The 18,689-nt window shown below is 32.2% G+C and carries 18 protein-coding genes; 7 read left to right on the plus strand and 11 right to left on the minus strand.

Features of this window, described 5'->3' with window-relative positions:
• Window positions 1-173 precede the first annotated feature (173 nt).
• Genes LY08_RS13160 through LY08_RS13170 form a run of 3 tightly spaced genes read right to left on the minus strand, consistent with a single transcriptional unit; the run spans window position 174 to window position 3,899 of the window.
• Complete coding sequence (locus tag LY08_RS13160) at window positions 174-2,444, minus strand: TonB-dependent receptor plug domain-containing protein (protein ID WP_111660895.1); 2,271 nt, start codon at window positions 2,442-2,444, stop codon at window positions 174-176.
• A complete protein-coding gene (locus LY08_RS13165) occupies window positions 2,437-3,336 on the minus strand; it encodes a FecR family protein (RefSeq protein ID WP_111660896.1) in 900 nt (299 codons plus the stop codon). Before LY08_RS13165 ends, LY08_RS13160 begins: the two co-directional genes overlap by 8 nt.
• A gap of 47 nt (window positions 3,337-3,383) precedes the next feature.
• Window positions 3,384-3,899, minus strand: coding sequence for an RNA polymerase sigma factor (locus LY08_RS13170; protein ID WP_211305936.1), 516 nt, complete (start codon window positions 3,897-3,899; stop codon window positions 3,384-3,386).
• A 202-nt stretch (window positions 3,900-4,101) separates the two neighbouring features.
• Here LY08_RS13170 and LY08_RS13175 point away from each other — a divergent pair, with 202 nt between their 5' ends.
• The 5 genes from LY08_RS13175 (at window position 4,102) to LY08_RS13195 (ending at window position 9,439) form a co-directional block, all read left to right on the plus strand.
• Window positions 4,102-5,739, plus strand: coding sequence for a hypothetical protein (locus LY08_RS13175; protein ID WP_111660897.1), 1,638 nt, complete (start codon window positions 4,102-4,104; stop codon window positions 5,737-5,739).
• Between the two features lie 184 nt (window positions 5,740-5,923).
• Entirely contained in the window at window positions 5,924-7,252 is a 1,329-nt protein-coding gene (gene ffh, locus LY08_RS13180) for a signal recognition particle protein (protein WP_111660898.1), read from the plus strand.
• 87 nt (window positions 7,253-7,339) lie between these two features.
• Window positions 7,340-7,714, plus strand: coding sequence for a four helix bundle protein (locus LY08_RS13185; protein ID WP_111660899.1), 375 nt, complete (start codon window positions 7,340-7,342; stop codon window positions 7,712-7,714).
• Window positions 7,715-7,779: 65 nt separating this feature from the next.
• Window positions 7,780-8,670, plus strand: coding sequence for a bifunctional 5,10-methylenetetrahydrofolate dehydrogenase/5,10-methenyltetrahydrofolate cyclohydrolase (locus LY08_RS13190; RefSeq protein ID WP_111660900.1), 891 nt, complete (start codon window positions 7,780-7,782; stop codon window positions 8,668-8,670).
• Between the two features lie 55 nt (window positions 8,671-8,725).
• Window positions 8,726-9,439, plus strand: coding sequence for a YwaF family protein (locus LY08_RS13195; protein WP_111660901.1), 714 nt, complete (start codon window positions 8,726-8,728; stop codon window positions 9,437-9,439).
• Window positions 9,440-9,456: 17 nt separating this feature from the next.
• On the opposite strand, the gene LY08_RS13200 is transcribed toward LY08_RS13195, so the two are convergent.
• The 7 genes from LY08_RS13200 to LY08_RS13230 are packed head-to-tail and all read right to left on the minus strand — an operon-like array spanning window position 9,457 to window position 14,251.
• The gene (locus tag LY08_RS13200) at window positions 9,457-9,648 is read right to left on the minus strand and encodes a hypothetical protein (protein WP_111660902.1); all 192 of its coding nucleotides are present in this window, start codon (window positions 9,646-9,648) and stop codon (window positions 9,457-9,459) included.
• A gap of 60 nt (window positions 9,649-9,708) precedes the next feature.
• Window positions 9,709-10,131 carry a VOC family protein gene (locus LY08_RS13205; protein WP_111660903.1) on the minus strand — a complete coding sequence of 141 codons (423 nt, stop codon included), beginning with the start codon at window positions 10,129-10,131 and terminating at the stop codon, window positions 9,709-9,711.
• A gap of 6 nt (window positions 10,132-10,137) precedes the next feature.
• Entirely contained in the window at window positions 10,138-10,902 is a 765-nt protein-coding gene (gene rluF / locus LY08_RS13210) for a 23S rRNA pseudouridine(2604) synthase RluF (protein ID WP_111660904.1), read from the minus strand.
• A gap of 6 nt (window positions 10,903-10,908) precedes the next feature.
• Window positions 10,909-11,748: an alpha/beta fold hydrolase gene (locus LY08_RS13215; RefSeq protein WP_245907595.1), complete on the minus strand. Its 840-nt coding sequence runs from the start codon at window positions 11,746-11,748 to the stop codon at window positions 10,909-10,911.
• Between the two features lie 5 nt (window positions 11,749-11,753).
• A complete protein-coding gene (locus tag LY08_RS13220; RefSeq protein WP_111660905.1) occupies window positions 11,754-12,119 on the minus strand; it encodes a cupin domain-containing protein in 366 nt (121 codons plus the stop codon).
• 10 nt (window positions 12,120-12,129) lie between these two features.
• The gene (locus tag LY08_RS13225) at window positions 12,130-12,681 is read right to left on the minus strand and encodes a hypothetical protein (RefSeq protein ID WP_111660906.1); all 552 of its coding nucleotides are present in this window, start codon (window positions 12,679-12,681) and stop codon (window positions 12,130-12,132) included.
• 40 nt (window positions 12,682-12,721) lie between these two features.
• Window positions 12,722-14,251 carry a helicase HerA-like domain-containing protein gene (locus tag LY08_RS13230; protein ID WP_111660907.1) on the minus strand — a complete coding sequence of 510 codons (1,530 nt, stop codon included), beginning with the start codon at window positions 14,249-14,251 and terminating at the stop codon, window positions 12,722-12,724.
• Window positions 14,252-14,356: 105 nt separating this feature from the next.
• On the opposite strand from LY08_RS13230, the gene LY08_RS13235 reads away from it, so the two are divergent.
• Both LY08_RS13235 and asnB read left to right on the plus strand, forming a co-directional pair.
• Window positions 14,357-14,986 carry a 7-carboxy-7-deazaguanine synthase QueE gene (locus LY08_RS13235; RefSeq protein WP_111660908.1) on the plus strand — a complete coding sequence of 210 codons (630 nt, stop codon included), beginning with the start codon at window positions 14,357-14,359 and terminating at the stop codon, window positions 14,984-14,986.
• Window positions 14,987-15,210: 224 nt separating this feature from the next.
• Window positions 15,211-16,875 carry an asparagine synthase B gene (asnB, locus tag LY08_RS13240; protein ID WP_111660909.1) on the plus strand — a complete coding sequence of 555 codons (1,665 nt, stop codon included), beginning with the start codon at window positions 15,211-15,213 and terminating at the stop codon, window positions 16,873-16,875.
• A 61-nt stretch (window positions 16,876-16,936) separates the two neighbouring features.
• On the opposite strand, the gene LY08_RS13245 is transcribed toward asnB, so the two are convergent.
• A complete protein-coding gene (locus tag LY08_RS13245; RefSeq protein WP_111660910.1) occupies window positions 16,937-18,451 on the minus strand; it encodes an ATP-binding response regulator in 1,515 nt (504 codons plus the stop codon).
• Between the last annotated feature and the right edge of the window lie 238 nt (window positions 18,452-18,689).

Here is an 18,689-nt window from a genome sequence, read left to right on the forward strand (position 1 = left end):
TTCCGTATATCGAAGCGAGAATTATTGAGATAATTATGATTAATATTAAAATTCCAATTTTTTTCGCCATTCGATTTTTCAGCTTGTGCCCAACTTATATGATATGAAAACGTTATAAATGTTTTATATCAGTCGTTCAACGAAGTTAGCAGAAAAAAAGGACAAAGTCAAGTTTAAAACTTAACCCTAAAACTAACATTTGGTGTTAGTCCTAAAGACACATTTTCTACTTTATTAACTTGACCGTTGTTATTGAAATAATAGGTATTTAAACTGTTTTTTTGATCTAAAATATTCCAAATAGAGGCTCCAACTACAGCTTTGTAGTTTCCTAATTTAAATTGGTACGTCGCAGAGACGTCTGTTCTTAAATAGTCTGCTAGTCGGCTACTGTTAGGTGCTTGATAATTTATAGTATTACCTGTTGTTGGGTTGTTATTATCAGGTTTTGTAAACGGTTTTCCAGAGTGCCAATTAATACCTAAAGCTAGTTTTAACTGCTTCCATTGGTACGTACTACCATAATTAATTTGATGTTGCACATCAAAATTATTAGGAAAAGGGTTTCCGTTATTTAAAGTATTAAACGTGTAATTATTACTGCTGTAACTGTAACTTAACCAAGAGCTAAAGGCATCAAGTTGTTTGTTAAAAAGCACGTCAATCCCTTTTATATTATAACTACCAATTGCATTTAAATACTGGTATTGGTTTTGGAAGCCTTGACTTCTGCTTATAATACCATCTACTTGTTTAACATAGGCTTCTGCACTTATTAGCAACTTGTTTTTATTATAACTTAATCCTAAACTGGCTTGTTTGCTTTTAATAATTGGGATGGTATTGTTATTGGCTAATACCCATCTTCGGGTTTCTACACCTAAAAAATCGTTTTGTAAATCTATTAGTTGTGAGGTGCTTTGACTTTTATATTCGGCAGAGAATTCTGCTCTAAAATGGTCTAAAAAACGCTGACTTACATACACCCTTGGTTCTGTTGTAGAAATATTAAATTTTCTGAAATAATTATGGCGTACCCCTAATTTAATTAAGGTGTTTTTGTTTTTGGAGTTAAACACAGTTTCCGCGTAAGCGCTATAGGTACGCAGCACGCGCTTAATATCTCGTTTAAAAAAAGGCGAGTTAACCTCTTCTAAATTGCTAATGCCTACTTCGTCAAATTGTATACCGCCAAATAAGGATAACGCTGTACTTAAATTATAGTCTGCATCAATTTTTAACCCATTATTAATAACTCTATTTTCTTGTATTAAGCGTTGGTTGTTGGCAATATCAAATTTTGATGATTTTAAGTCGTAATTAGAATAGTAAACTTGAGCTGAAGTATTAAATTTTTTGTTCCAAAGTCGTTGGTAATGCAAACCAGACGCACGATTTTGTTGCTTTAACTGGTTGGTTTTATTTTGAGAGTCTTGGGTGTTGTTTTTGTCAAAATCTAATTGATTAAACACATTAAGTAAGGTAAACCGCAGTTTATCTTTTTGACCAATATCGTGCAATAATTTTAACGATATATCACTAAAACGAAACGTTTGATTATTAGACGTAGACTCTTGATTGTCTGTCACGTCAGAGTCTTGAAACACACGATTGTAATACTGATTGTAGGTTGGTGTATTTAATACATCTGTTATAGATCGTCGTGTTGCTAACTGTAGTTGCGTGTGTTTTGCTAACGGAATAACCGCAAAGCCATCTGCTGTAATCATGTTTAAACCAAGTCCAGCACTAAATGCTTCATTAGTATCATTAGATAGTTGCATGTCTACAACACTAGAGACACCATCTCCATATTTGGCACTTGTTCCGTTTTTTATAATGTCTACATTTTTAGTTAAATACGGATTAAATGCAGAAATCAAACCAAAAAAATGACCAGATTGATACATTTTTATACCGTCATACAAGATTAGGTTTTGGTCATGTGTACCACCTCTAACATTAATGTTAGACACTGTTTCGTCAACACTTAAAACTCCAGGAAGTGCCTGAATGGTTTGTAACACATCAGGCTCTATTAATCCTGGTAAAATCCCAAAAAGCTTAGGCTTTATGGTTATGTTACCAGACTTATTTTTACTAATTCCAGTGGTTAAATAGTTAGAGACAATAACTTCGTCTAACTTTTGAACAGAAAAACTAGTTGTTACACTTGTAACCGTAATAAAATGAGAATCTAATTTGTTGAATTTTAAAGTGGTCTGCGTTTCAAATTTAGTCAAGATAGTGTCCAAATCCTCTTTGGTATCAAGCTCGACCATAACCCCTTTTATAGTTTGGTCTGCATAAGAAAAACTTACTTTAAATTGTTGCTCTATTACAGAAAGCGCATCAAGAAGTGGTAATGTTTTATTTTGGGCATACGTAGTGAAGCAACTTAAAAATACAATTAAAAATAGAGTGATTTTTAACGATTTACTCACGCGTTAAAATAATAGTGTTATTAGTTTTTTTAAACTGTAATTGTAATGGTTCGGTAATAGATTTAAGCGCAATATTGATATCGTTGTGCGTAAATTTACCCGAAAACAATGTACTAGTTTGTATAGTATTAACTTCAATTTTTACATTGTATTGTCTTTCAAACTCTGCTAATACTTCGCTTAAAGGTACGCTAATAAAACTACTTACGTTATTTAACCAGTCTGGTTGTGTGTTTTTAGAGGGTTGAGTTTCTATTATTTGTTCATTAATAATAACAAAAGAATCTCCAGTTTTTAAATTAGTTTTTCCAGTGTTATAGTTAATATGTACTTCGCCTTCAAAGCAAGTTACTTCAAAATAATTTGGACGTTGTTTTATATTAAATTCTGTACCAACAACAGTAACTATACCAGCATCTGTCACGACCTTAAAAGTACTTCCTTGTGTGACTTTAAAAAAGGCTTCACCTGTTAGGTTTATAGTTCGATTAGTGGTGTTCCAATCGTTTTTATTAAAACTAATTTTTGATAATGCGTTTAAATTAACTTGGGAATTATCTGGTAATTCTACCTGAGTTTTTTCTGCATATTCAGTAGCAAAAGTAGTATCTAAAGTAGTTGTGTAATAGTATGCTCCAAAACAAATGGCTAAAATAGCTGCCACTTTTAATAAAGGTTTTAGCCAATTAGTTTTTGTGGTTTTTTTAGTTTCAATTTTAGATAAAACAGCTTGTAAAGCATCATCAGTATTATACTCTGGTGCTTTAAAACCTTGACTATAGTCAGATAATTTAACCAATGCCTCATAATCTTCAAGCGCTTTAAAGGCTTCAAGTTCTTGCGGACTTAGGTTATTATCCAACCATTTTAATATTAATTCTTCTTTATCCATTAGTATTCAATTCAGATATATAACAGTTAGGTTAAAAAAATTCCTACCTATAGACCTTCTATTTCTTCTCTTAATTTTTTTAATGCACCATAAATTCGTTTTTCTACCGCTTTAGTACTAATATCTAATAATTGTGCAATTTCTTTAAAACGTTTTCCTTCCACTCGATTCATCAAAAAAGCAACACGTTGTGCTTCTGTTAAATTAGCTATGGCTAACTCTAATTTTTTACGGTATTCATCTTCCTCCATCAAAAATTCTGGGGACTCGTTAGTTTGATTAGTACGTTTTAATTGCTGGTGTTTTAAGACCACTTTTTGATGCGCAGCTTCATTTAACATTAAATTATTTGCAACAGTAAACACGTAACTTTTTGCCTTATCTGGACTTACTTTTTTACAGTTTTCCCAAAGTTTAATAAAGGCTTCTTGTGCTTTGTCTTCTGGGTTTAACCTGTCACCAAACTTATAATATAAAAAGTCATGAAGGTTTTTGGCGTGTCGCTTAAAAAACGCTTCAAATCTTGATTTATCACAAATATTATCGTGTAAAGGTTGAGCCATTAGTATGTAATTATAGTGCAAAATAGAAATATTTTTTTTGAATGTAAGGGTAGGAATTTTTTAAAAAGAGATGTTTTATTAATGAAGACCAAAAAATAGCTATGAAAAAAGAATTTTTGTCTTCATCATACAGATCCAAAACCAAATAGTTATGTCTATTAAGAAATTCCTTTTTTTGTCCCTTATCTTATTAACTATTTTAATGTCTTGTCAAAATGAAGAGACTAACATTTCAAACCCGCAACAAGACGAGATTATAGACAGCAATTCATTAACCGCCAATTTAATGACTAGAACAGCTTTAAACGATGGCTCTACAGATAATATTATTGATTATGCCAATTGTTTAGAAGTCGTGCTACCAGTTACGGTTACTGCAAACGGAGTTACTATTACCATAGAAAGTTATACAGATTATAATGCATTAGAAGCACTTTTAGATGCGTTTACAAATGATGCAGATCAAGTTGTAATTACATTTCCTATTACAGTAATTTTAAGTAATTACACAGAACTAGTCATTAATAGCCAACAAGAATTAGAGGCACAAATAGAAAATTGTAATGGCGAAAACGAATATGATGATGATATCGAGTGTATCGATTTTCAGTATCCAATTAGTTTCTCGATTTACAATACAGATTTTCAAGTTATTGAAACAATAACTATAAATAACGATGAAGCCTTATATAACTTTTTACAATCTTTAAATGGTCCTGTTTTAGCAAGTCTTAACTTTCCTGTAACCTTAGTTTTAGCTACAGGCGAAACTATTGAAGTAAATAGCAATCAAGAATTAGAAGTAGCTATTAGCGAAGCTGAAGATGATTGTGACGAGGATGATGATTATGATTATAATGATGATGACGATTGTACTGAAGCTGCTATAGAGTTAGCTTTAAAAGAATGCTTATGGGAAATTACAACTTATAATAATACCAATGTGTTTAACGATTATTACATCGATTTTGACTCTAATTACGGGTTTGTAGTTTATGATTTAAGCGGAAATATAATTCATGATGGTACTTGGGCTATAAGTGAGAATAGTGTAGGTGAATTTATAATAGAATTTAATACCAATTGGCAAGATTTAAATGGTGCTTGGAGCATTGAAAACTGTAATGATACTGATGAATATAATTTAGTCAATATTCAATCCACCATGCAAATACAGCAGGTTTGTGATGCTAATCCAAGTTCTTTAGGCTGTTTAGAAGCTAATGCAATAGTTATGTGTGACGACAATAACGATGGAGTTGAAGTTTTTAATTTATATGAAGGATTAAGCGATATTAATGGGTGTACCATTAATAGTCCAGTAGCTGTAAGTTACCATTTAACTATAGCAGATGCAGAAACAAATGTTAATCCTTTGTCTAGTGTAACTTCTTTTACCAATACAATTAACCCACAAGTCATTTATGTAAGAGTAGAAGTTGTTAATAATCCCAGCCAATTTGAGATTTTAGAAATAGAATTAATTTTAGAAGATTGCTCGACACCTTGTGAAGCATCTGATGTAGAAACCTATCTGCAAACTTGTATTTGGAATACCGTAAACTTAGATGGAAGCGATAACTTAATTGGGTTTGATTTGGACTTTAATGCTAACCATGATTTGGCGATAACCAATACCTCAACAAACGCGACCTATTCTGGTTATTGGAATGTCTCAACTACTGCAACAGGTAATATTTTGTTAGAATTAGCAAATATTAATGGACCTAATATTCAGGCTATTTCTGGTTATTGGGATTTGGTAGATTGCGATACAGATAGACTACAATTTACAAACGATAATAATGCAACATTTGTCATCGAGCAAGATTGCAATTAAAATTTAGTTTTAGTTAAGTTTGATTATTAATCAATATTAAAAGGTTGTTAATTTTAGCAGCCTTTTTTTATGGAATTATTTGTAGGCTAAACTTCGTAAATACGCTTCAAATTCCTATTTTTGCCAATCATAAACAACGAGTCAGACTAGTTACTACTTACTGACTACTGAACACTAAATAAACATGTTTAATAATTTAAGCGAAAAGTTAGATAAAGCGTTACACGTACTAAAAGGACACGGTAGTATTACAGAAGTAAACGTTGCCGAAACCTTAAAAGAAGTACGTAGAGCACTTTTGGATGCCGATGTTAACTTTAAAATAGCTAAAGATTTTACCAATAGAGTTAAAGAAAAAGCACTAGGTCAAAACGTATTAACCACGTTACAACCTGGACAATTAATGGTTAAAATTGTTAAGGACGAATTAACCGAATTAATGGGTGGTGATGCAGAAGGGCTTAACCTATCTGGTGCACCAACTGTGATTTTAATGTCAGGTTTACAAGGATCTGGTAAAACCACGTTTTCTGGTAAATTAGCTAACTTCTTAAAAAACAAAAAAACAAAAAAACCTTTATTAGTAGCTTGTGATGTGTATCGTCCAGCTGCAGTTGATCAATTACACGTGGTAGGAGATCAAATTAATGTAGAGGTTTTCAGTGATAAAGGAAATACAGATCCTGTGGCTATAGCACAAGCAGGTATCGCTCATGCCAAGCAAAATGGTCATAACGTTGTAATTATAGATACCGCTGGTCGTTTAGCAGTTGATGAAGCTATGATGACAGAGATTTCTAACATCCATAAAGCTATTCAACCACAAGAAACCTTATTTGTGGTAGATTCTATGACAGGTCAAGATGCAGTTAATACTGCTAAAGCCTTTAATGATGTGCTTAATTTTGATGGTGTTATCTTAACCAAATTAGATGGTGATACGCGTGGTGGAGCTGCAATTTCTATTAAATCTGTAGTCAATAAACCTATTAAGTTTATTGGTACTGGAGAAAAGATGGAAGCAATTGATATTTTCTACCCTTCGCGTATGGCAGATCGTATTCTTGGGATGGGAGACGTGGTGTCTTTAGTAGAACGTGCTCAAGAACAGTTTGATGAAGAGGAAGCTAGAAAACTACAAAAGAAGATTGCTAAAAACCAATTTGGTTTTGATGACTTCTTAAAGCAAATCCAGCAAATCAAGAAAATGGGTAACATGAAAGACCTTATTGGAATGATACCTGGAGCTGGAAAAATGATGAAAGGGATAGATATAGATGATGATGCGTTTAAAGGTATTGAAGCAATAATCCACTCCATGACACCAAAAGAGCGTACCAATCCTTCAATAATAGATGCAAGCAGAAAAAAACGTATTGGTAAAGGATCAGGTACCTCAGTACAAGAAGTAAACCAGCTACTAAAGCAATTTAATCAAATGAGCAAGATGATGAAGATGATGCAAGGTGGTAAAGGAAAAGCTATGATGAATGCAATGAAGAATATGAGGTAAATTCAGTTTTTTAGTCTCAGTCGCAGTTTTTCAGTCTTACTCTCGCTTTAAAATAGTTCAGTTTAATAATTAGATAAACTTAATAGTATGGATTTCAAAAATTTAATAGCCTATCAAAAAGCGTTTGATTTGGCTATGCAAATTTTTGAGGTTTCCAAATTATTTCCTACAGAAGAAAAATATTCACTTACAGATCAAGTAAGAAGGAGTTCGCGTTCAGTCTGCGCCAATATGGCTGAAGCATATAGAAAAAGAAAATTTTCAAAGCATTTTATTAGTAAATTAACTGATTGTGATGGTGAAAATTCAGAAACGAGTACGTGGTTAGATTTTGCTTTTAAATGCAATTATATTTCTAAAGAAGAATATATAAAGTTGATTAATCAATCTACCGAAATCGGAAAGCTGATAAATTACATGATAAATAATCCAGAAAAATTCGGAGTAAACATCAAAAAATAGAAAAAACCAAAACCGCAAGAGTAAGAAAACTGTAAACTGCGACTGCGACTGAAAACTATTAAACTATGACCATTCTAGACGGAAAAAAAGTTAGTAACGACATTAAAAACGAAATTAAAGCTGAAGTTGACAAAATGAAAGCTAATAATGAGAAAGTCCCTCATTTAGCTGCAGTCATAGTTGGTAATGATGGCGCAAGTTTAACCTACGTAGGTAGTAAGGTTAGAGCTTGCGAGCGTGTTGGTTTTGAATCTACTATGGTGAGATTGTCTAATACTACTAGCGAAGTTGAGCTGTTAGATAAAATTGAAGAACTTAATAACAACGATGATATAGATGGTTTTATCATCCAGTTGCCACTACCAGATCAAATAGATACCCAAAAAGTATTAATGGCTGTGCATCCAGATAAAGATGTTGATGGGTTTCATCCAACTAATTTTGGAAAAATGGCGTTAGACATGTCTACTTTTATCCCTGCCACTCCCTTTGGAATATTAGAGTTGTTAGACAGATATAATGTAGATACCAAAGGTAAACATACTGTGGTAATTGGTCGTTCCCATATTGTTGGTCGTCCAATGAGTATTTTAATGGGTCGTAAAGGGTTTCCTGGAAATTCAACAGTAACATTAACCCATAGTCACACTAAAAATATTACTCAAATTACCAGTCAAGCAGATATTATTATATCAGCATTAGGAGTGCCTAACTTTTTAAAAGCAGAGATGGTTAAAGATGATGCAGTTATTATTGATGTTGGGATTACTCGTGTACCAGACGATTCTACAGAAAAAGGATATCGTATTACAGGTGATGTAGATTTTGAAAACGTGAGTAAAAAAGCAAGCCATATTACACCTGTTCCAGGTGGAGTAGGACCAATGACCATTGCAATGTTGCTAAAAAACACTCTGCTAGCAAGAGAGCGTCACAGAAAAGGATATAAAGAATAAATACAATTTAATTACTTATTTTTAAAACCTGAAACTTATCGTTTCAGGTTTTTTTATGCAATTATTAGCTAGAGTACAATTTGGAAGTTTAGAACACCTATTGCCTATTATATTGGCAATTGTTTTTTGTATAGTAATGTTTAGTTATGTTAAATCTAAATCTGAAAAAACAAAGAGTTTGGTTTTTAAGTATTTGGGCATTTTTGTTTCTGGTTTTATACTTGTTTTTCATGTCTATCAAATCTGTTTAGGAGACTATAATTTTAAAACCGATTTACCCTTATTTCTATGTAGTTTTATTGCTTTGTTTATTTGGGTATTCACTTTGACTCAAAAATACAGTCTATTTGAAATTTTACTGTTTTGGATAATTGCTGGAACGTCTCAGGGAGTGATTACTCCAGATATTGCTGAAGGTTTTCCTAGTTTTGATTATTTTAGATACTGGGTAGTACACCTAGGGTTATTGACAATAATTGCTTATGCAATTGCTATTTTAAAGATGAGACCAACTATAAAAAGCGTGTTTAAATCTTTTTTTATGTTGCAAATTTATGTGGTATGTATGTTAGTTGTTAATTATAGTTTAGGTACTAATTATTCTTATTTAAATAGCAAGCCTATTTCCGGTTCAGTTTTAGATTATTTAGGAGACTGGCCTTATTACATCATTATCGCTCAACTGATTTTGTTACCACTTTTTTTACTAATTTATTTTCCGTTTTATTTGGCAAAAAAAAAGAGTCTCAATACTATTGAAACTCTTTAGGTATTTTAAGTTAACTATTATTCGGAATCTGCAGGTTCGTCTTTTCTGTATTTTAACATAGACACACCAGCAATAAAAAACACACCACCTAATATGGTCAGTGCCCAAGGGTTTAGCGATGTCATATCGTTTCCAAAGACACCTAATACACCTAGTATTAATGCAATCATTCCACCTATTGTTAGGATAAGAGCTAGTATTTTAATCATAATCTTAAAAATTTAGGTTAGTATTTATAAAAATAAACAATTTTTAATTAATGTTAAAAACTACTTGGCAAACAATTGTGACTGGTCTTTAAAGGCTTTAAACTCTAAAGCATTTCCTGCTGGATCTTTAAAAAACATGGTTTTTTGTTCGCCAACCAAACCTTCAAACCTAATATAAGGCTCTATAATAAAGTTGATGTTTTTTGACTTTAAGTGAGCTTCAAATTGTGTGAAAACCTCCCAATCTAAAACCACTCCGTAATGTGGTACAGGAACGTGTTTACCATCTACTTCATTTGCAGCATCATCTTCTTCCGATTTTGCCTTGTAATGAATAACTAACTGGTGCCCAAAAAAATTGAAGTCTACCCAATGGTCACTACTTCGTCCTTCCTCGCAGTTTAAAATATCTCTGTAAAACATGCGACACTCTTCTAAATTATGAACAGGAATCGCTACATGAAAAGGTGATAATGTACTCATAATGTATTAGTTTTTCCGTCTGTTTTTAGACGATTTTTCTTCATAAGTTTTTGTAGAATCCTCCAATAATAAGTTTAATGTTTTTAGCTCATTATCTGTAAATTCTCTGTATTCGCCTATAGGCACATCCAACTTTATGTTCATGATACGTACTCGTTTTAAGGACGTCACTTCATAAGTTAAATATTCGCACATACGTCTAATTTGTCTGTTTAAACCTTGTGTAAGTATTATACTAAAGGTATGAGAATCTATCTTTTTAACCGAACATTTCTTTGTGGTTTTTCCTAAATCTTCTAAATAAATTCCACCAGACATACGTTTTATAAACGTTTGAGAAATTGGTTTATCAACCGTTACTATATATTCTTTTTCGTGATTATTACTAGCTCTTAAAATCTTATTGACTATATCACCATCGTCCGTTAGAAAAATTAAACCCTCACTTGGTTTATCTAATCGCCCAATAGGAAAAATACGTTTTGGGTAATTTATAAAGTCAATAATATTGTCTTTCTCTACATTAGTGTCTGTTGTGCAAACTATACCTACTGGTTTATTAAAGGCTAAATAAACAGGTTTTTCAGAGTTGTTTTTTATAATTTCTCCATCAACAGCAACAACATCTGTAGGGCTTACTTTGGTACCCATTTCTGGTACTATACCATTAATAGTAACACGTCCAGCTTCTATAAGTTTGTCGCCTTCACGACGCGAGCAGTACCCAGCTTCACTAAGATATTTATTAAGTCTTGTTAGTTTAGTTTCCAAAATAATTTAAGATTTAATAAAATTAATAATTGCTTCATTTACACTGTTATCACGTAATCCATGTCCAAAACCTTCAGTAGTTATTAATGTTGAATTTTTAAAATTAGAACTAATCAATTCCGCTTCATCATATTTAATAACCTCATCATGTTTGTCGTGTATTATTAATCCTTCAACGTTAATTTTTGATGCAAATTTAGCTGATGAAAAATGTGAAGGTTCATAATTAAACCGATCAAAAACCAACTGGTTTAATCCGTTTTCAATCCTACTATTGTAACCAAGCATATTAACGTAGTTTTTAAAAACGTTAGTAAACTCGGATGGTGCGCCTAATAAAGCTAGTTTTTTTAATGCTGAATGCTGATAGTTGTGTTGAAAAAACACAGAAGCCATTCCGCCAACTGAGTGGCCAACAATAGTGTCTGGTTGGTAATGGTTAGCAACTACATTTATAAACTCGGAATATAAAATGGCATTAAATTGTTTACCTCCAGATTTACCGTGTGCAGGACCATCTAATGCAACAATGTTATAGTCTTGGGCTTGTAATGTTTTAATTAGCTTTTTCCATCTAAAACTATTGCTTTCCCAACCATGAGCAAATAAAACAGTCTCTTTAGACCCTTCCCACAGATAGGTTTGAATGTCTAAGTTATTATACCTTAAGGTATGTTGCTTTGCAGTATTTAAAAATTGTTCTTGTGTTGGATTTAATCTACCTTGTCTTGGTGTAGCAAATAAGTTAAGTGCTTTTACACTAGCATATTTAGGTGCTACGTAGCTAACCATATTTAAGGAACTACCTATAATTTTTGGTACTGCTTTAGCAATGACTTTTTTCATTTTATTTATTGGTCTTCACGGTTAACTAAATCCATAGAAAATGCAGGTGTGCATATAGCTATATACTCGCAAGCTACAGTAAATGGATTAGAATATTGCACTCTGGTATTTTTTTCAATTTTAATAGACTGTCCTGCTTCTAAAACTATTAGTTCATCATCTATAATAAATTGTTTTTTACCTTTAATAATATACGTGTATTCGTCAAATTCTGGAGTCTGAAATGGTTCGCTCCAACCAGCTGGTGCAATCATGTGTGCTATACTTATGTCTTTATTGCCATTTGTAGCCAGTCCAAAATGCTCTTCTATGACTTTGCCATCTGTAGTTGGTACAACAAATGGGCTATCTTGTATTTTGTATTTTTTCATAATTATTAATTTACCATCCAACCATAAAATGTTTGATTTTAGCTGATTCAGGTATATTTGCCTCTTCTACAGTTTTAGAGATGTCAAACCTAAACTCTGCTGGTAATTCGTTTTTATCTATTAAAAAGAAAACATCGCTTTCTTTAACAAAAACAGAAATGCTTCTAAACGAATTCTGAATTTTAGTTATGGTATAATTAGATTTGATATCCTTAAAAGTACTATTGATAGTAATACCTTTTTCTGTTTTAAACCTTGGGTCTTTTATTTTTATACTAGAGATTGTTGCTGTAGAATCTAAAGATTGATTAGGAGTTAAACTTAGCAAGTGTTTTCCACCTTTTTCATAAATGTCTATAGTATTTAAAGTACCAGTAAACTCGTCTCCAGCAATTGGACTTATTATAGAATCGTTAGCAAAAATGACTTTTAAATCTTTAACTTCTGTCGAGTCTGTTAATAGTCCAATATTTTGATTTTGAACTAAAAACGGATCTGTTTCAGTTTTACAAGAGGTAAATGTTATTGTTATAACGCTTAAGGCTAATAGTGTTTTTTTCATTAAAAATTATTTAGTTTATTGTTTACACCTAAAATGTGGTTTATTTCATTACTCGTTTTAAAATACCAAAAACGCTTCTAATAAAGGTTGCGCTAGTTAATACTTTTATTATTGGGTTTTGTGCTGTACTACGTCGTCTTGTCGTTTTTTTTGTTTTGGCTTCCTGTTCTTTTTCTTTTTCCAATCTTGCATCTTCCTTCTGTTTAAGTTTTTCTGCTTGATTGATTTTTTTGTTAAGCATCTCGTAAGCACTTTCTCTATCTATGGTTTCATTGTATTTTAAAACCAATTTAGAGTCATCAAGTAGCGTTTGTAATTCGGTTTCATTTAAAATATCCATTCTACTCATTGGCGCACGCATCATGGTTGCTGCTAATGGCGTAGGGCGTCCTTTTTCGTCTAAAGCAGAGACTAAAGCTTCTCCAGTACCTAAAGAGGTTAAAACATCAGCAGTGTCATAATATTCGGTATCTGGATAATTTTGAGCAGTTAATTTTATAGCTTTTCTGTCTTTAGCTGTAAAAGCACGTAAAGCATGTTGAATTTTAAGACCTAACTGACTTAAAACACCTTCCGGAACATCTGTTGGATTTTGGGTAACAAAGTATAATCCAACACCTTTACTTCGGATTAACTTTACAATACTTTCTATTTGATTTAAAAGTGCTTTTGAAGCTTCGTTAAAAATTAAATGAGCTTCGTCTATAAACATGACTAATTCTGGTTGTCCAGAATCCCCTTGTTCTGGCAAGGTTTCATAGATTTCTGCTAAAAGGCTTAGCATAAATGTAGAAAACAATTTAGGTCTATCTTGAATGTCTGTTAAGCGAATAATATTGATATACCCTCGACCATCTCTGGTGGTTCTTAACAAATCTTCGACTTCAAAACTTTTTTCGCCAAAAAACAAGTCGCCTCCTTGCTGTTCTATTTCTATAAGTTTTCTTAAAATAGCACCAGTTGAAGCGGTAGAAATACGTCCATAGGCTTCTTCAAATTCTGGTTTACCTTCGTTGGTACAGTACTGTAATATTTTTTTAAAATCTTTTAAGTCTAGAAGAGGTAATTTATTATCGTCACAATATTTAAAAATAACCGAAACTATTCCAGATTGAGTTTCTGTAAGATCTAAGATTCGAGACAATAAAACAGGTCCAAACTCGCTAATCGTTGCACGAAGTCTTACACCATCTTGCTCAGAAAGACTCATAATTTCTACAGGAAAAGATTTTGGAGTAAAGTCTAATCCAATTTTCTCATGACGTTCATCAATTTTAGGATGTCCTGGACTAGGTTGAGCAATTCCACTTAAATCACCTTTAATGTCCATTAATAAAACAGGAATGCCTTTTTCGCTTAAATTTTCAGCTAAAACTTGTAGTGTTTTAGTTTTTCCAGTTCCAGTTGCACCAGCAATTAAACCATGTCTATTCATGGTTTTTAAAGGTACATTTACATAAGCATTTTTAATGGTTTGACCATCTAACATGGCAGATCCAAGTGTAATAAAATCGCCTTTACAAGTGTTTCCTTTAGTGATATGGTTAAAAAAATCCTCCTGTCTACTCATTCTTAAAAATATTTATGTAAAAATACTAATCTTAGCTTAAATCCTTGAAAACTTTCAAGTTTAAATGCTTAAAATTTCCAACAGATAAGATTATATTTGCGCCACATGAAACAAGAAATACAAGATTTAGTTAATAAAGGGTTGATGTTGCCTTTAATGGAAGAGTTTTACACTATTCAAGGTGAAGGTTATCATAAAGGGACTGCTGCTTATTTTATTAGAATTGGTGGTTGCGATGTTGGTTGTCATTGGTGCGACGTTAAAGAAAGTTGGATAGCAGATTTACATCCTCCAACAAAAACAGAAACAATAGTGCAAAACGCTAAAAAATATAGCGATACAGTAGTAGTTACAGGTGGAGAACCGCTAACTTGGGATATGACCGAGTTAACCTCAAAGCTTAAAGCTGAAAACTGTAAAACACATATTGAAACCTCTGGAGCTTATGAGTTGACAGGAGAATGGGATTGGATATGTTTGTCTCCTAAAAAAATGAAATTACCAACACAAAGTGTGTATGAAAAAGCCAACGAGCTAAAATGTATTATTTACAATAAAGATGATTTTAAGTTTGCTGAAGCGCAAGCCGAAAAAGTTAATAACGATTGTATTTTATACCTTCAACCAGAATGGAGTAAGCGTGATACTATGATTCCTTTAATTGTAGATTATGTAATGGCTAATCCTAAATGGAAAGTGTCATTGCAGACACATAAATATTTAAATATACCTTAATAAAAAGCCTTCATTTTGTGAAGGCTTTTTAGTTGATACACTTTTCAAGCTGTTATTTTTTTACTGAAAGTAATATTTTTAGCTGCTTCACTTTCATTTTTGTATTAATTTGTATTTTAAAGTATTAAATTGTAAGCGTTTTATCGTTTAGTGTTTTTATAATGAAACATAAAGCTAATATTTGCTTCAACAAATAGAACTAAAGAATTTAAAAATATAAGATTATGTGTGGAATTGTATGTGCTTTCGACCTTAAACAAAAAAGCGAAGATTTAAGACCTCAGGTTTTAGAAATGTCAAAAACTATTCGTCATCGTGGACCAGACTGGTCAGGAATATATAGTGATGATAAAGCTATCCTAGCACACGAGCGTTTAGCAATTGTAGATCCAGCTTCTGGAAAACAGCCTTTATACAGTCCAGATAAAAAATTAGTTTTAGCAGCAAACGGAGAAATTTATAACCACAGAGAGTTACGTAAACAGTTTGATGGTAAATACGATTTTCAAACCCAAAGTGATTGCGAAGTTATTTTAGCATTATACCAAGAAAAAGGTGTGGATTTTGTAGATGAAATGAATGGTATTTTTGGATTTGCTATCTATGATGTTGAAAAAGACGAATATTTTATAGCTCGTGACCACATGGGTATTATCCCATTATATATTGGTTGGGATCAAAACGGTACGTTTTATGTCGCTTCAGAATTAAAAGCATTAGAAGGTGTTTGTACTAAAATAGAATTATTCCCTCCTGGACATTACATGTCAAGTAAGGACGGAAAGTTTGTTAAGTGGTGGAATAGAGAATGGAGAGACTATGATGCAGTAAAAGATAACGAAACAAGTATTGCAAAAATAAAAGAAGCTTTAGAAGCTGCTGTACACAGACAGTTAATGAGTGATGTGCCTTATGGTGTATTGTTGTCGGGTGGTTTAGACAGTTCTGTGACTTCTGCAATTGCAAAAAAGTATGCCGATAAACGTATCGAGTCTGATGATACACAAGCTGCATGGTATCCGCAATTACATAGTTTTTCTGTAGGTTTAGAAGGGTCGCCAGATTTAGCTGCAGCCCAAAAAGTTGCCGATTACATTGGAACAGTACACCACGAAATAAAGTTTACTATTCAAGAAGGATTAGATGCTATTAAAGATGTGATTTACAACATCGAAACCTACGATATAACAACCATTCGCTCAAGTACACCAATGTACTTAATGGCTAGAGTTATTAAATCTATGGGAATAAAAATGGTATTATCTGGTGAAGGTGCAGACGAGATTTTTGGAGGTTATTTATATTTTCATAAAGCACCAAATGCTAAAGAGTTTCATGATGAAACTGTCCGTAAATTAGATAAGCTACATATGTACGATTGTTTACGCGCTAACAAAAGTTTAGCAGCTTGGGGAATTGAAGGTCGTGTACCATTTTTAGATAAAGAATTTATGGATGTAGCGATGAGCATTAATCCACAAGATAAGATGATTAATGGAGAACGCATGGAAAAATGGGTAATCCGTAAAGCATTTGAAGATATGTTACCAGAAAGTGTTGCTTGGAGACAAAAAGAGCAATTTAGTGATGGCGTAGGTTACAGTTGGATTGATACTTTAAAAGAAGTAGTAAATGAAGCTGTGTCTGATGAGCAGATGGAGAATGCTAAATACAGATTCCCAATTCAGACGCCTCAAAACAAAGAAGAATTTTATTATCGTTCAATTTTTGAAGAGCATTTCCCAAGCGATGCAGCAGCACATAGCGTGCCTCAAGAAGCAAGTGTAGCTTGTAGTACTGCAATTGCTTTAGAATGGGATGAAGCCTTTAAAAACATGAATGAACCGTCTGGTCGTGCCATAGCCAATGTGCATGATAAGGCCTATTAAATAAAGAATATTGAAAAATAGCTAACAAAAAAGCCCAATTTTAAATTGGGCTTTTTGTTGTTTAGTTATATACTAATTTACTCATAATAGGATCTGGTGTTAAATGCTCAATCCTATCTATCACTCTAAATAGTTTTGTTTTATCTAATGGTTTAGAAATACAATCTATAAACCCAGCGTCATACACTTCGCTATTAATCTCTGCAGAAGAATAGGCGGTATGTGCTATAATTGGTAAATAAGGTCTAAAACTTTTAATTATTTTTTTAGCTTCAAATCCACCCATTAAAGGCATTTTTAAATCCATAATAACTAACTGTATAGAATCGTTTTCTCTACAAATTTTAACTGCTTCAATACCATTAGTCGCTCTTAATACGTTGTATTTTCTTATGTCCATAACACGCTTAATAAGCATAAAATTTATGTTATTGTCTTCAGCAATAAGTATGGTTAAAGGCTTAACCTTTTCTATAGGGTTTAATTCAACCTCTTTTTTTGGTGAAATTGGTAATCCGTTTAATTTTAAAGGGATGGTAAACGTGAATGTGGTGCCTACATTTTCCTCAGATTCTAACCAGATTTTTCCACCTAACATTTCTACATAAGCTTTAGAGATAGCTAACCCTAAACCTAATCCGCTTAAGTTTATAGTGTGATCGTTCTGTATTCTATTAAATCTATTAAAAATATTTTTAGAATCCTCTTTAGACATACCAATGCCAGTGTCTTTAATATAAAACTCCAAAGCATTATCGTCTGGATTAATTTTATATCCAAAATTTACTATTCCTTTTTCAGAATACTTAACTGCATTATTAACTAAATTGACAATAATCTGTCTAAATTTAGTTTCGTCTGTAATAAATTGATAGACTACAGGGTGATTTGGTTGGTCTAAATATATTTGTAACGGTTTATCTTTAGGTATAGTAATTTCAACTGTTTTTTGGATGTCATTTAGTACTTCATCTAAATTAAAAGCGCTAAAATTTGGTTTGACTTGATTGGTATCAATTTTTGACATCTCTATTAAGTCATCAATTATAGATACTAAGTTTTTACCACTTCGTGTAATAACTTCTATGTATTCGTTTTTTTCTTTATCTGTTAAATTTTGAGTACTTAATATATCAGAAAACCCTAGAATAGCATTCATTGGTGTTCTAATCTCATGCGAAAGGTTAGTTAAAAAAGACGATTTTAGTAATTCGCTTTCTTCCGCTTTTTCTTTAGCTTTTTTAAGTTCTTCTTTTTGCTTGTTGTTACTTATAAATAAGTCGCCAATATGTGAAAACTCGGTTGAAAATTTTTGAAGCTCTGTTATGGCAGCTTCATCATTATTTTCTAAAATTTTAGTCATTAAGCTTAGTGGCTTGTTGATTAAGGTTTTATAGGTAATGGCATAGCTAACAATTATAACTGCAAAGCTTACCATTAGCAAACCAATACCAGTTTTAAACTGATCACCGTCCAAGAAAAAAATTGAAAACAAACAAAGCGATAGGAATAGAATACCAGTTACAACAAGTAAAGCCAGCATCCTACTAAACGTAGTAGAAAAATGTTCTTTCATAATGTAGGTTAATATAATTAGGGATGGCTAATTTAACGTTTTTATTCATTTTCTTACAAAAAATTATAAATTAATTTCCTAAAAATCAAATAATTGGCTGTTTTAAGTGATGAAATTATCCAAAAATTGACTGTAAAAAACCTGTTTTTAATCTTGTTAATTAATATTGGTATTAAAAAACCAACTCATTAAATAGTTTCTGCTGCATTTTGTGTTTTTGCAAATTTTCTGGAGCTAA

The sequence above is a fragment of the Olleya aquimaris genome (assembly GCF_003259525.1).
Taxonomy (GTDB): domain Bacteria; phylum Bacteroidota; class Bacteroidia; order Flavobacteriales; family Flavobacteriaceae; genus Olleya; species Olleya aquimaris.